9 protein-coding genes and 2 pseudogenes are annotated in these 14,313 nt (G+C 51.3%); 8 read left to right on the top strand and 3 right to left on the bottom strand.

What is annotated here, in order from left to right; translation table 11 throughout:
• Positions 1–304: 304 nt before the first annotated feature.
• From MK6180000_RS15845 to MK6180000_RS15835, 3 genes are all read left to right on the top strand, one after another.
• Entirely contained in the window at positions 305–2,449 is a 2,145-nt protein-coding gene (locus tag MK6180000_RS15845) for a right-handed parallel beta-helix repeat-containing protein (protein WP_212751919.1), read from the top strand.
• 260 nt (positions 2,450–2,709) lie between these two features.
• Positions 2,710–3,495, top strand: coding sequence for a sulfotransferase family 2 domain-containing protein (locus MK6180000_RS15840; RefSeq protein WP_171054659.1), 786 nt, complete (start codon positions 2,710–2,712; stop codon positions 3,493–3,495).
• A gap of 135 nt (positions 3,496–3,630) precedes the next feature.
• The gene (locus MK6180000_RS15835; protein ID WP_138935601.1) at positions 3,631–4,260 is read left to right on the top strand and encodes a sulfotransferase family 2 domain-containing protein; all 630 of its coding nucleotides are present in this window, start codon (positions 3,631–3,633) and stop codon (positions 4,258–4,260) included.
• Here MK6180000_RS15835 and MK6180000_RS15830 read toward each other — a convergent pair.
• Positions 4,229–5,065 carry a capsular polysaccharide synthesis protein gene (locus MK6180000_RS15830; RefSeq protein WP_246040618.1) on the bottom strand — a complete coding sequence of 279 codons (837 nt, stop codon included), beginning with the start codon at positions 5,063–5,065 and terminating at the stop codon, positions 4,229–4,231. The genes MK6180000_RS15835 and MK6180000_RS15830 overlap by 32 nt on opposite strands.
• 304 nt (positions 5,066–5,369) lie before the next feature.
• On the opposite strand from MK6180000_RS15830, the gene MK6180000_RS15825 reads away from it, so the two are divergent.
• Positions 5,370–6,089, top strand: a complete 720-nt coding sequence (locus MK6180000_RS15825; protein WP_138935599.1) for a sulfotransferase family 2 domain-containing protein — start codon at positions 5,370–5,372, stop codon at positions 6,087–6,089.
• 201 nt (positions 6,090–6,290) lie between these two features.
• The gene (locus MK6180000_RS15820) at positions 6,291–7,484 is read left to right on the top strand and encodes an O-antigen ligase family protein (RefSeq protein WP_138935598.1); all 1,194 of its coding nucleotides are present in this window, start codon (positions 6,291–6,293) and stop codon (positions 7,482–7,484) included.
• Between the two features lie 974 nt (positions 7,485–8,458).
• Here the strand turns inward: MK6180000_RS15820 and MK6180000_RS15815 are convergent.
• Positions 8,459–9,622: pseudogene (locus tag MK6180000_RS15815) on the bottom strand (IS3 family transposase).
• A 174-nt stretch (positions 9,623–9,796) separates the two neighbouring features.
• Here MK6180000_RS15815 and MK6180000_RS15810 point away from each other — a divergent pair.
• The 3 genes from MK6180000_RS15810 to MK6180000_RS15800 all read left to right on the top strand — a co-directional run bounded on the left by MK6180000_RS15810 (position 9,797) and on the right by MK6180000_RS15800 (position 13,761).
• Positions 9,797–11,092 (top strand): right-handed parallel beta-helix repeat-containing protein, encoded by a 1,296-nt coding sequence (locus MK6180000_RS15810; RefSeq protein WP_138935597.1) that lies wholly within the window; start codon positions 9,797–9,799, stop codon positions 11,090–11,092.
• Between the two features lie 465 nt (positions 11,093–11,557).
• Entirely contained in the window at positions 11,558–12,808 is a 1,251-nt protein-coding gene (locus MK6180000_RS15805; RefSeq protein WP_138935596.1) for a glycosyltransferase family 4 protein, read from the top strand.
• Positions 12,805–13,761 carry a glycosyltransferase family 2 protein gene (locus MK6180000_RS15800; protein ID WP_246040552.1) on the top strand — a complete coding sequence of 319 codons (957 nt, stop codon included), beginning with the start codon at positions 12,805–12,807 and terminating at the stop codon, positions 13,759–13,761. The genes MK6180000_RS15805 and MK6180000_RS15800 overlap by 4 nt, the downstream gene beginning before the upstream one ends.
• A 173-nt stretch (positions 13,762–13,934) precedes the next feature.
• Here the strand turns inward: MK6180000_RS15800 and MK6180000_RS15795 are convergent.
• Positions 13,935–14,231, bottom strand: a pseudogene (locus tag MK6180000_RS15795) (integrase core domain-containing protein); the annotation flags it as partial.
• Positions 14,232–14,313: the final 82 nt, after the last annotated feature.

The following is a 14,313-nucleotide window of genomic DNA, read 5'->3' as shown; positions in this document are numbered from 1 at the left end:
CGAATCTATGCCTAGTAAGATTAATCGGCGGCGGTTCTGTTGCGCCTTGATGAACAAACCGACAAGTGTCCGACAATTAATAAGGGGAAGGAAACAATTCCCCAAAGTTAAAATGTGAGTTCATTGAGTCTGCGTGGGTTAGCCCACGCATTGCGAGCGACCGAGGCATTAGCCTCAAACCAGGTACGAGTTTCCAGACTTAGCCGTATTTCGGCCATTCTGTGGCCATTTGCCGCTGCTCTATCCAATCGGATGGACTGGACGGATTCCTGGTGCTGTCTGCGCCGCAAATTAGAGGTCAATGATGACAAATCAAATTATAAATGTCTCGAACGCGACAGAGCTAAAAACCGCTTTGGCGGCGGCAACTGGCGGAGAAACCGTTATCCTTGCCGCAGGTGACTACGGTAAGCTAAGTATTAGCGGCACGCAATTCGCATCGAATGTAACTCTGAAGTCTGCCGATGCGAATGGGATGGCAAGCTTTTCTGAGGCCTATCTGAAAAACTCGTCCAACATCACGTTCGACACCATCAAGTTCGACTATAGCTATTCGTCTGGGGAGGCGTACTATGCCAGTAAGTTCAGCGTCGAAAATAGCACTAATATCTCCTTCAACGACTCGCTCTTCGACGGCGATGCAGCAAACGGAACCGGTACTGCCGCAGACGGGTTAGGAACGGGAAAAGGCCTTGTCGTAAAAGGGTCCACGAATGTCGATGTAGTAAATTCGGAATTTCACTCTTTTTGGACTGGTTTAAGCATAAATACGAGTTCGAATATACATATTTCGGGAAACAACATTCATAATATTCGATCAGACGGTATGAAGCTGGGAAGTTCTCAGACAGTGCTTGTCGAAAAGAACTATATTCATGACTTCAACGGAGACGATACGCTTAGCGATCATCGCGACATGATCCAAATTCAACGGTCCAGCGGGACTGGCGTCAGTGATTTGACGATCCGTGACAATGTTTTTGACATGGGATCTGGTGATTGGACCCAAACTATCTGGGCGGGTCGCGACAAAGGAAACGCGAATGACCCAACGAATTGGCACCAGAATGTGCTGATTGAAAACAATGTTATCTATAACGCACACACGCACGGGATATCTCTCAATCTGACGGATGGGCTGACGATCAGAGATAATTCACTAATTGCTGTTGATCGCGCTCAAACAGGTGGGATTTCTATTCCCAAAATTCTAGTTTCATCGGAGTCTAAGTCCGTTGTTGTAGAGAATAACATCACGCCAGCGATCGGTGGCGAACAGGGACAGGCCGATTGGAGTGTGCAGAACAACGCGTTCATTCAAAATACAGATGCTAACGCGCCGGGTTACTATGACAACCAGTTTATCTATCATGCAACGGCGCTGGCAAACGGTCATAACCAGTTTGAGATTGCTGTCGGCAGCATGGTGGATCAGCTGACTGCAGGATCAAGCCTGAGCAACCAGCCGTCCTTCTCCTACGACGACTGGGTCGGAACCGCGAGCACGGTTGTCTCGAATCCGGGCAGCTCGGGTGGAGTAGGAAACGGCGGGGTCGTCGGCACGGATAGCTCCAACACCGATACTGGAACGGAAGGTAGTGTGACCGAACTCGATTCAGCGTCCGGACCGAGCGAGGCCGAAGTCCCTGAGATGCCCGAAAACGGGGGAGCCACCGTTGGCGACACCAATGTGCCTGAAACCAATGAAAACGAAGCTGGAGACGCCGAAGCACCTGAAATCGATGCAACTGGAACCGACGAGACCGAAACTGGTGAGGCAGAAACTGGCGACTACGAGGTCGCAGACTCCGTGGTGTCTGATACCAACAATGAATCGCAGACCGGGATGACTTTTGACGATTTCGTTCTAGACATTGCCGTTCTGGCGACCAACGGGCAGGCGGAATTTCGAGGCGATGCCACCGTGGTGGATACGGCGTCCGGTACAGCTATTCAGTTTGATGGTCACGGGGATGTCGTGAGTATGGGGCGGTTGAAGCAGTTCGAGAATTCCGAACAGATCGCCTTCAATGTCGAATTCACTCGGGATGAGGCTGATGGAAGCACCCAGCGACTTGTCTGGAATCACCGTAAAGTCGGCCTAACCCTTACCGATGATGGGCTCATCGCGCATGTCCGAAACAACGATGATCCGTTCCATAAGGGCTTCAGGGTCGATAATCTCGGCCTCAACGACACCGACACGCATACGGTTAGCCTTATGGTCGATCAGGCGTCGGACCGTTTACAGGTTTTGGTTGACGACAAACTCGTTCTCGATGAAACGGATACTGACTTCGATTTTGTCGGGGGCGATAATAACGAGTGGGGTTGGAATCTTGGCACGGGGTGGGGTGACTATATCGATGGCGAAGTTAGCGGCTTTGCGATTGAAGATGATGTGCAATTCATCGACCCACCTATGGTACCTGACGATATGTTCGCCTAGTGTCGTTGACCAAATGGCTTTACGGATTTCTTCCGCACCCTTTTCACCTAAGGTTGCGTTTGCAGGAGAATGGAGTTGAGCGATGTGGGGGCGAAAACCGCAGAGCAACAGGTCGCCGGGAATGGCGGAGCTGCAGGCGAAACTATGCGATGGAACAAGGCGCGGGCTCCGGGCCTTGTTCTTTTTAAGGGTGCGTGGCCAATAGACGTCAGACCAACGCTTATTATGGCGCGACGGTTGAGGGAGAGCATGGAGTGATCTTGTCGGACCGCTATCGTTTTGTGTTCATACACGTCCCAAAATGTGCGGGAACGTCGGTGCGCGCGGCGGTACTGCCATTTCATGATGCCGACAGCCGGTTCTTGAAAGAAGTCGAGCGGCACCCGGATTTTGGCGACATTGATTTTAGACACCTGCCGCTCGCATTGCTTCGCGAAATCGATCCCGATGCCTTCGAAAAATTGAAGACCTATGACAGTTTCGCCCTTCTTCGCGATCCGTTTCAGCGTTTCCGCTCGGCCTTGGCGCAGCGGGCTAAAATGTACCTCGGCAAGGAGTTTGCCCAACTCGATCAAAGTGACATCCGCGCCGAGATCGGTCGGGTCTTCGACTATCTGCAAGCTGAACCGCGCGTAATCAAACCCGAATTCATTCATTTTTCGCGGCAATCGGACTTTGTCGCTATTGATGGCACGCAATTGGTTCGGCACCTTTATCCGATCGAACGGCTCGATCTTCTTGGTGCCGCGCTTGGTCGACTGATTGGCACGGACGATTTGCCGATTGGTCATGCCAACGAAACAATGGTGTTTCGTCACCCGCAACTAAAAGCGCTGTTGCGCAGTAGTAGCTCCGCGGCTCGGTGGCTGTTACCAGGCGCGGTACACGAGGCGCTCCGCGTACATACGCGGCGAAAACTGATGAAGCCCGGAGGCACAGCACCGCTTCCGATGTTTGACGACGTCTCTGTGCAGGCATTCATTAGTAGCTATTATTCCGCAGACATTACACTTTATAAGGCTGCGTCAGCGAAAGCAACAACATGACCCTCGTTCTTTTTTGCACGACCGACGCTTGAAATGCTTCGCATGCAAATGCCATTTTGAATGTTAGCCGGAATGCAGCGGTGAATATCCTGACTGGATGGAACGTTTGAGACAGTTAACAGATAGGGCAGAGGGATGATTTCGCATCGACACAAAACTATTTTCGTCCACGTTCCCAAAACGGCAGGGCAGAGCATTGAGCAAGTTTTTGTCGATGATTTAGGGCTGTCATGGGACGAGCGCGAAATACTGAACTTGCGGTACAATGACGACCCAACATCTGGCCCACAGCATTTGGGCCATCTCTATGCTGACGAGTATGTGCGGAACGGTCATATCGACCAGCACCGTTGGGACTCCTATTTCAAATTCGCTATTGTTCGTAATCCTTATGACCGCATTTTATCCGAATTTCGGTATCGTAGTTTCCGCAAGACCGGGCCGCTTTTTTGGTTTCTCAGAAAACAGTACCGTGACGACTATTTCGACATAGCGCGGCACGTCGTGCCCCAGAGTCGGTACCTTTTTGATAAAAACGGCACTTGCCTCGTCAATGAGATTGTAAAGTTCGAAGAGCTGAAAGATAGAATGCCGGCGATTTTCCAGCGCGTGTTCGGTTGTTCGCGATCATTGCCGAAGCGCAACGAGTCGACCAACGGACATAGGCGGCTAACCCGGCAGCAGTTAGGTGCGCGCAATCGCAAAGTGATCCGGGACAGGTTTGCCGAGGATTTCACGAAGCTTGGTTACGATCCGGACGAATGATCGCAACGGGTTCTTCGATCCCGAGCAGCTGCTTCGCCAGTGCGATGCGATCCTCACTCCAGTCCCAGCGCAATTTCTGCACAGGCACGGCTCCGGTTTTCAGCAAAGCAGCAATCTCGGCGGGATCACGACCGTGGGTCACGCAATCATGCACTAGATGCGCACCGTAGCAGCCGATTTTTGGAAAATCGTTAAAAAGCTTACGAAAAGAGAAGCTTGTCAAGTTTAGATAGTCGATCATGATGTGCGGCCAGTAGTAGTTGTGCGGCCTTCTACGGTCTTCCCAATAGTCGAACGAGGCCTTTTCCCAGCGGGAAATGATCCCACCCTCCCGCTCGGAGGCAATAAACCAGTTGGTAAGGCTCCGCCGCATACCCGGCCAGATGAACCATGCGTCGTTCCTGGTCCACATGAAGGCAAAGAACCCCCTCTGTGCCAACGGCGGTAGCCATTCGTCAAGCGGCGCAAGACAATATGCAGTTGCATCCGCCCAGACCCCGCCTCGTTGCCTCAGAAGTCGCAGACGAAGCAAATCGGCATAGGACTGAACGGAAATCGCCGAGGGGTCTTGCGGCAAGCTGACTGCCTTGGCGGCCGTTGACATGTCCAGTACCCTTACTTCCCAACCGGGATTGCGATCACGCCAAGAGGTAATGCAATGCCGGACCAAGTCAGGGGCAACTGCTTCGCCGCAATCCCAGTAGATCCAGATAGTTTTCGGTATTTGGCGCGGCGCTGATTGCGCGCTGAGGTTAGGCTTGCCCTTAACCTTCTTAATTGCGCGCCGCCACAGAGTGGGAAGCATCCGGACGCCTACAACGAGAACAAACAGCCAAATCCAGGGTTTCGCAGTGCGCACATCTACCTCATTACCTTGCCTGATAGGGATCTTAGCTGTCAAATTGTGGATGGGCCAGCGCTGCATAGGCTACCAGTGATTTTGGAAACGAGATTAGAAAATACCGCCGTGCCATGGCAACCGTCATGTTTAGTTCCTCCCGCTGACCTGTGCGTAGATTGGTTGTTTGCCTCGTCTGTTGTAATCGTCGTGCGGATGGCTATGATTCGATGAATGCCGCAGCAAGATTGTGGCCAAAAAGGTAGGTGCGATGGCAGTCGTCTCGCAGGCATTGAAAGCAGTTTATTTCGACATAACAAAGGTTGGAAGCAGCACTTTGAAGGAAACCCTTTGGGAGTTGGACCACGGCGCGCCGTTCGCGGGCCGTGGATTGGCGCGGGTTGCGAACAACCTGCGCTGGCGATTGGCCAAGGCCAAGCTATCAAAGCCGCGCAACATTCATGAGCAGAAGGGTTACCTGACTCAGAAGTTCTGCCTCGCGGAAGTACCAGACGGATATGTTACCTTCACTCTAGTCCGCGATCCGGCCGCCCGCATCAAATCGGCTTGGCGCGACAAGATCCACATAGACCAGTTCCGATGGCGCGGTGAAGAAATGGATATCGAGAACGAGGGCCTGCCGCTAAACCCGAATTTTGGGCAATTCATCGATCACTTTCACGACTACCGCGCGGTCAGTCGCCCTGTTCGGGTTCACACCACGTCCTATTCATGGCATCTGGGCGATGATATTGGATTTTTTGATCGAATCTTTAGTATCGAGGAGATGAGCGAGATGAGTGCATTCCTGACGGAGCGACTCGGGCGAGAGCTTCCAATGAGCCACTCGAATAACTCAAGCCTAGATTGCCGGAACGATAGACTAACCCGCAAGCAGCTTGATACATTATTGCAAATCACTCAGCCAGACTACAGGCTGCTTGGTGGCCTCTATGATCTAGATGCAGTGGAGCAACGACTTGCGACCTGACTGGATACAGCTTCAGTCTACTGTTTCTTTCAGAATGACGCTATCGATAGTGGGATCGGCAACTTGACAAACGTTACTCGATCCCGCCGCAGAGCAGTTCAAATTCCCCCGGATATATCGTCGCGGGGATATTTAACTGCACTCCTCTTGATAGCCTTCGTTTTGCCATTCTACTTTTATGTGGGTGGATTCCGGCTAAGCATGTATCGTATTTACCTACTTGTTGCCGTCATTCCAGTGACAGTACATCTTTTGCGCGGAACGGCGGGTTCGATCTGCATCCCTGATATTTTGCTGGTCATATCAGCTTTTTGGATGGCAATATCACTCATTGTAAATCACGGAATTTCTGCACAGTGGGAATTCGCTGGGATTCTACTCATCGAGACTCTGGTACCTTATTTTATTGCCCGTGTAATGATTCGGGATTTCAAAAGTTTTCAAGTTTTTGTTTGGTGGTTTTTCGCAGTGGTAGTAACTCTTTTACCGTTTGCCCTTGTAGAAAATCTTACGGGAAGGAAGATTATTCTCGACCTTTTTCGAGGTGTGTTTAGCGTCTATAATTCGGTAGATCAGGGTCAAAGATTGGGCCTGAATCGAGCGCAGGTATCTATGCCCCACCCTATTCTGTTCGGAGTATTTTGTGCCCCTGCACTTGCACTATCGTGGTATGTACTTGGCTCCTCGGATGCTCCCTTCAGGAAGATTCTCCGACCATTCTCTGTTGTCTTAGCTGTGTTTAGTTCACTGTCTTCTGGCGCTTTCCTGGCTGTCTTGGTTCAATTATTCCTTATTTCCTGGGATGAGTTGTTGAATAAAGTCAAGAAAAGGTGGGTGATATTTGCCGTTGTTTTTGGCGTCACATACGTTTTTATTGAGCTTGCTTCAAATCGAAATGCCTTTCAAATTATTGCTTCCGAGCTGACATTTTCAAGAAGCTCAGGATATAATAGAATTTTGATCTTTAATCATTCTATAGACGATATTTTGGGCAATCCTATTTTTGGAATTGGATTTGCAGAGTGGACGCGGCCAAGCTGGCTCAGAGGCAGCGTTGATAATTTTTGGCTAATTGTTGCCCTCAGATACGGTTTAGTGTCTTTCCTACTATTGATTGCAACTTTCCTCACAATGTTGTTTAGAGCTTGTCGATCGCAATTATCAGAACGCAGCTCACAAGCCCGCACTGGATACCTCATTTCAATGATTGGAATCGGATTAGCTGCATTTACTGTTCATATTTGGGAAGCGACGTACTGTTTGTTCATGTTCCTGCTTGGGAGTGGGGTATGGATTGGAAATTCCGACAATATTCAGTTAGACCAGAGCGAAATCGCCAGTGACATCTCTACTAGAAGAAAAGTTAGATACACTCGGTTTCCACGTCAGCATTGATTTCGATCTAATTTTAAAACGGTGTCAGTAAGCCTAAGTTTGGAGTTTCTGGATTGCTGCAACCCAACTTGGATTGTCCAATTTAGAAGTTAGGTATCGCGTTTTAGCAAATATCATGGCTTTATCTGAAGAGTTTTGGTTCCTGAAAAGGCTTGGCGTAAGTTTGCGTTATTAATTGCATGCATCCGCATGGTGTTTTGCGGACGAAGGCCGATTGGGGCAGCTGATGGCTTTAAAGCAGTAGATAGCGGTGGCGCGCGGTTTCTATTTCCTGGTCAGATCGGAAGTAGACGCTTTGCATAACGCCCTCAACCCGACCGTTTGGACGCTCGGCGATGGGCGATGGGCGATGGTGTGTGTGGGGGACGCCAACGCCAGGTTTGCCGCGCAGCAGATAGAATTCGTGCTTAGCGGCAGGAAAGCGTTTGGGCGTGCTAATGAGGCGGTCGATGAACTCCTAGAGACAGCCCTCGGAATGACGCACTGATTAAGCATAGGGCTGCCTTCCTAGCCTCCGAATTTCGCAAGTGGCAGACCAGGTTCGCGTCTCTCCAGTGGTTCTGCAAGAATTCGTAGGCCTGGAAGGCTGATCGTGACCTTCGACCAAACGACGTGATCCGGCCCCGTTTTTGTAGCCATCCACATCGTTAGAAACCGCCGCGAAGTTCTCATTGAGATGCCCTGCAGGAAACCACGCCATGAGATACCCCTAAGCAACACCCGCGCCGACTTAGACCGGCACAGACCGTCATTCGGCGACCCTGCCTGACGCAAAGTTTGAATAATGGTCCATTGGACCCCTTCTTCTAAAATTGACGTGACAGCTACAGTCACCCTGCAGTCACAACAGTCCATACGCTTATTGGAAGCTTTATGTTGACTGGCGAAAGAACTGACGAAAAGTCGTGTAAAACTGTACGGGCTGCCGAATGACTGCCGTTGGTGTGCCCCCATCGGGTGGTCCAGTTTAAATGTTAATGCATGGTCGGTCTCTGGTCTATCGGTACGATGCTTTTTGGTGCCGGTGGACGATAATCCAAGGCGCTGTGTGGCCTGACTGTGTTGTAGTGGCGGCGCCATCTTTCGATCAGGATCTGAGCCTCGCGCAACGTGAAGAAGACCTCCCCGTTCAGCAGCTCGTCGCGGAAGCGGGAGTTGAAGCTCTCGCAGTATCCGTTTTCCCATGGTGAGCCTGGCGCGATGAAAGCGGTTTTCGCGCCAACTGCCCCGATCCAGGCACGCACTTTTTTTGCGATAAATTCCGCGCCATTATCCGATCTGATATATTCTGGCGGCCCTCTCAGGATAAACAGATCGGTCAAGGCGTCGACCACGTCTGTTGAATTGAGCTTACGTTTAACCCTGATCACAAGCGCCTCCTTCGTGAACTCATCGATGATATTCAGTGTGCGGTAGACCCGCCCATCGTGTGTGCGATCTTGGACGAAGTCATACGACCAAACGTGGTTTGGGCGCTCAGGCCGCAGCCTCACGCAAGATCCGTCGTTCAGCCAGAGCCGCCCCTTCTTGGGTTGTTTTTGTGGAACTTTCAGCCCTTCGCGCCGCCAAATTCGCTCTACGCGCTTGTGATTCACATGCCATCCGCTGTTGTTCAACATCCCGGTGATCATGCGGTACCCCCTCTCGGCGATGCGAGCATCGCCTGCCGGGCAGCGCATAGCGTCCGAACTCTTCCGTCAGTGCAATGATGTCCTCGGTTAGCCGCGCTTCGTCCGGCAAGCCGCAAGGTTCCTTGCGCTGTGTCGAACGATGCTGCCCGAGTGTGCGGCAGGCCCGGCGCTCAGATACGCCAAGGGTCTGCCGCACATGATCAATGCACCGACGGCGGCGGGAAGGGCTTAGAAGTTTCCCCGTGCGGCCTCAGTCAAGATCATCTTGTCCAGTGTCAGATCCGACACCGCACGCCTAAGCCGAGTATTCTCTGTTTCCAGCTCTTTAAGCCGCTTGAGCTGATTGCGGTTCATGCCGCCATATTCTTTGCGCCATCGATAATAGGTCTGAACCGTCACACCGATCTGACGCACCGCTTCCGCCGTCGACCGCCCTTGCCCTTGCAGCACTTCAACTTGCCGTAGCTTCAGCACAATATCTTCGGGCTTCTCTCGCTTGCCAGCCATCTCGTCGTCCTCCTGAAAACGGGATAATTATATCCCAAAAGGTGGACCACTTCAGTGGGGGCATTCCACCGTGAGCATGGCATCGCCTAGAAGCCTTTATGTTATCATTGACACGAAATAATTTCTTCCTTAGTCTTTCCTTCTGCCGCAGACCAGATTTAGGGACGGCTTTTCATGTGCAAAATAGGCCCTTTCATCCCGTTTTCCCTCGTAAGTCTGATATTCTTGCTGATGCCTTTCCCGCTCGCCGCCACGACGACCTGCACTGATATGGACGTTGCTACCTCGAACTCAATTGAGCTTCATGGTCAGACCATCCGCACCGTAGACGAGCTTTTTTCCGCGCTTAATCACGCGCGGGGCGGCGAAACTTTCTTGCTTGCTGCGGGTAACTATGGAGTGCTGTCTATCAAATCAAATTTCCGTTCCCCCGTAACGCTCCGTTCCGCCGATGCGAAGGCGATGGCAAGCTTTTCCGAGGCTTATCTGGATCACGCATCGAACATTACCTTTGACACGATTAAATTCAACTATACTTATTCGCCGGGGGCCTCCTACCATTCCAGCAAGTTCCGCGTAGAAAATAGCAGCGACATCACCTTCACCGCGTCTCTCTTCGAAGGCGATACGGCGAGCGGAACAGGTACCGCCGCAGATGGTTTAGGAACGGGAAAAGGGCTAGTAGTAAAAGGGTCGAAAAATATTGATGTGGTGAATTCGGAATTTCATTCGTGGTGGACAGGTTTGACTATAAATACTAGTTCGAACATACATGTTTTGGGGAATAACATTCACGGCATTCGATCGGATGGCATCAAGTTGGGAAGGATACAAACAGCGCTGGTTGAAAAAAACTACATTCATGACTTCAAGGGCGCGGACTCGCTAAGTGATCACCGGGACATGATACAAATTCAACGGTCCAGTGGGGCCGGCGTCAATGACTTGACGATCCGTGACAATATTTTTGACATGGCATCTGGCGACTGGACCCAAACCATCTGGGCTGGCCGCGACAGAGCAAGCGCTAATGATCCAACGAATTGGCATCGAAATATTCTAATCGAAAACAATTTGATCTATAACGCACATACGCACGGAATATCAATTAATCTTGCGGAGGGCTTGTCGGTACGTCGGAACTCGCTGATTCGAGTTAGACGGTCAAATACTAAGAATATTTCGATACCCAAAATCCGTGTCTCAAAAGATTCACGGTATGTCGTCATAGAGCAAAACGTTGTTGGCGCGATAGGCGGATACGAAGGTCAGCAGAATTGGGTTGTTCTTAATAACGCTATCATCCAAGACACATCTCCAAACTCTGCTGGCTTTTATGATCGCCAGTTCATCTATTCCTCCACCAGCCCTGCAAATGGATATAATGATTACAGTGTACGCCTTGGCAGCAGCGTAGATCGGTTGAATGCGGGGGCGAGGCTGCTGAGGGATTTTAGGCCGTGCCGCTAGATTTTAGCTAATGGTCGCACCAGCCTTGTTGGCATTCTCCATTTTTTTGTGATGGTGTCTACAAAATCTGGTGAGGTCTCGCGTGATTACAGTGGTGGCAACCATCAGTTTCCCAACGTGGTGCAGGCCAGATCTTGCCGTCTGACATCGTTTATGAAAGGCAGCATTACGAGAAGGAGTGTGAAAGAAATTTGTCTTTAAACTTGTTGATTAATAAAATTAGAACATGAAGGTCGCAGCGAGCGCGATTTCACGGTATCATAACAGTATTTTGGCGGCCACTGAGGGAAAATGAGGTGTGCCAATGCCGGGTTCATGGTGAAATCCGCGGCCCAATAAACGGATCAATGGGGCGTGACCCAACCAACAAAGGTTCGTCTTCATTAAGTTCTTGCGTACACCTTAGCTCACACTATGTTATGGAATAGTATAGTTTTTTCGCTGATATGGTGTTATCCGACGAGCATGCTTGAATCGTTCAATCCTAGACTGCGACTTTTGATTGTCGCGCCGTCACTCGACGGCAACGATATCGGCGAAGTCGAATGGGCTTTCAACTGGACAGAGGCATTGTCGCGGCAGGCCGACGTAACGGTTCTTGCGACGGCGCGGATCGGCGCGGTTCCACTGGCCCTACAGCTTCCTGCGGCACGTGTGATAACTTGGCCAGAACCGGCTTTTCTTTATAAGAAGTTCGAAAGATTCAATGCACTGGCCAAGCCGTCTTTGCCATTTTTTAATTTGCAGGTTCGTCGATGGATGCGCAGAGCACGGGCTCGCGGCGAAACCTTCGACATTGGACACCAACTCCTGCCTCAAGCAATGCGTTATGCCACTGCTTTGCGTGGGTCAGGCATTCCCTATGTGGTCGGACCTTTGGGTGGCGCGCTCAATACCCCAACAGGCTTTCGTGACGAAGTTCGACAAAGCACCTCGTTTGCTTCGCGACTGCGTGCCTTGGACCATTTTCGACTGCGTCACGATCCTTGGCTTAGGGCCAGTTATGCTGGGGCCGACTTGGTTCTGGGAGTGGCCCCTTATGTCGCTGGTGAGTTAAGGTCTATACCCATCCAACGTTTTCACGCGACACTTGAAAGGGGATATGACACCTTTCCTCCCGAACGGGTGCGTTACCCTGAACCTGGTCGCTTGAACCTTCTTCACGTTGGACGAGTCGTACGCACCAAAGGACTACGTGATGTAGTGCGGGCGATGGCGCAGTTACGCGACCTGCCCGGCGTTCGTTTGACCAGTGCTGGAGATGGAGAGGACCTTAGCGCTTGTAAGGCCGAAGCGGAACGTTTGGGCGTGACAGACCAAATCACCTTTTTGGGGCGCATATCGCGGGGGGCCGTCGAAGAGGAGTATGCAAAGGCTGACGTATTTTGCTTTCCAAGCTTTCGAGAACCTATGGGCGGCGTTTTTTTTGAAGCTATGGCTCATGGGCTTGCGGTTATCGCGGCCTCCCGGGGAGGTCCGGATTTTATCATCGACGAAAGTTGCGGCATCCGATTGGCCGTCAAGGCGCCGGGACAGTTTTCTAGCGATATCGCGGCTGCCATTCGTGATCTCGCGGGTGACCCAAGAAAATGTATTGCTCTAGGAGCCGGAGCGCGCAAACGCCTAAAATCCTTCGGTAGTTGGGACGACAGGGCGGCAGAGATGATAAACCAATATCACGAAATATTAGCTGCGCGAGCAAAGGAGGAACCGTGAACGATGCTTCACGAGCTGTGCCTGAACTGTCAGTCGTCATAGTCAACTGGAATACGGTCAGTCTGCTGCACCAGGTGCTCCATTCTGTGTTCAATAACTGTGGCGCGATAAGGATGCAAATTATCGTTATTGACAATGCATCGGAAGACGGATCGGCTGATATGGTGGCGCGGGAATTTCCCGGAGTTCTGCTTATCCGAAACCTGCGAAATCGGGGCTTTGCCGCTGCTAATAATCAAGGTTTTGAAGTTGCTATTGGGCGGTATGTCCTAATGCTCAATTCCGACACGATTGTTTTGGGCGACGTGCTGGCCGCTTCCGTAAGATACCTTAACTCCCATCCAGATGTGGGTGCTATGGGATGTCGGGTTCTAAATCCCGACCGCACCATGCAACGAACCTGTTCAATGTGGCCCAGCCTGATCAATTTGACTTTACAAACCTCCGGGCTGTGCAAACTGCCTTGGCCACGTTTCCTCGGCCGCTATCAGATGATGGATTGGCAGCGTGACAGCGAACGCGACGTCGATAGTATCACAGGCTGCTATCTTATGGTGCGCAACACGGTGTTGGAGCAGGTAGGTCCGCTCGATGAGAGTTTTTTCTTTTTTGGCGAAGAGACCGACTGGTGTCGACGGATTCGCATGGCAGGTTGTCGGTTGGTCTTCGCGCCGGTGGGTGAAATCATACATTACGGCAGCGCTTCGGCCTCCAAGCTTAACCATCGCCGTGATCTTCTGCTCACCGATGCTATGGTGCGTTTACATGCAAAGCATGGTGGGCGCCTAGCTGCCGTCAGTGCTTGGCTGATATTGCTTCTGTTCAACCTCAGTCGGGCATCGTTCTGGAGCCTAATGAGCTTAATTCAGAGACGCCCTGAGGCATTTGATCGAGCACGCCATTTCCGTCAAGTAGTTGCTGGCCAGCTTGCCTTCATACGGATGGAGGTCTGATATCTAGTTCTCACAACGTCGTTGCATTTGCATGTCATTGTCGAGAGACATAGTTAACACGGAAAGACTAGAGACCTGCTCCCCTGGGGGTCCTCGTTTATGAGTTAGCTCCGTTCAGGTTTGCTGTGCTACCCAAAGTGTCCCCGGTTGGGGCTAGATTTTCCGCACTTTGATCACACAGACGGGCTGGATGCGTCCGGTAATTTCATCAGCGCTGCCGGGACTTTGTTCCCTATTGCACTGTGCGGTCGTTCTTCGTTGTAGTCTACACGCCAAGCCTCCAACTTTTCGGCCGTATCTTCAAGGCCCATGAACCAATGAGCGTTCAGACACTCGGCGCGGAACGTACCATTGAAGGCCTAGATGTAGGCGTTCTCTGTTGGTTTGCCGGGGCGTGAGAAGTCGAGGGTGACGTTCCTTTGATAGGCCCACAGATCCATATCTCGCGAGATAAATTCGCTGCCATAACACATTCGGAATGACGCTGATTGAGAGGCTATGGCCACCTGCGCAGCCCTCAAATAGCGCAGCAGGTGGTCATAGCCGGGTCTC

It is taken from the genome of Roseovarius arcticus (assembly GCF_006125015.1).
Lineage (GTDB): Bacteria > Pseudomonadota > Alphaproteobacteria > Rhodobacterales > Rhodobacteraceae > Roseovarius > Roseovarius arcticus.
Note: the sequence above shows the minus strand (reverse complement) of the source record. Positions and strands in the feature narration are given on the sequence as shown.

Excerpts from the sequence above, each read along its gene's own strand:
- MK6180000_RS15845 (WP_212751919.1), top strand. The coding sequence starts at position 305 with ATGACAAATCAAATTATAAATGTCTCGAACGCGACAGAGCTAAAAACC.
- MK6180000_RS15835 (WP_138935601.1), top strand. The coding sequence starts at position 3,631 with ATGATTTCGCATCGACACAAAACTATTTTCGTCCACGTTCCCAAAACG.
- MK6180000_RS15830 (WP_246040618.1), bottom strand. The coding sequence starts at position 5,065 with ATGCTTCCCACTCTGTGGCGGCGCGCAATTAAGAAGGTTAAGGGCAAG.
- MK6180000_RS15825 (WP_138935599.1), top strand. The coding sequence starts at position 5,370 with ATGGCAGTCGTCTCGCAGGCATTGAAAGCAGTTTATTTCGACATAACA.
- MK6180000_RS15820 (WP_138935598.1), top strand. The coding sequence starts at position 6,291 with ATGTATCGTATTTACCTACTTGTTGCCGTCATTCCAGTGACAGTACAT.
- MK6180000_RS15810 (WP_138935597.1), top strand. The coding sequence starts at position 9,797 with ATGTGCAAAATAGGCCCTTTCATCCCGTTTTCCCTCGTAAGTCTGATA.
- MK6180000_RS15805 (WP_138935596.1), top strand. The coding sequence starts at position 11,558 with ATGCTTGAATCGTTCAATCCTAGACTGCGACTTTTGATTGTCGCGCCG.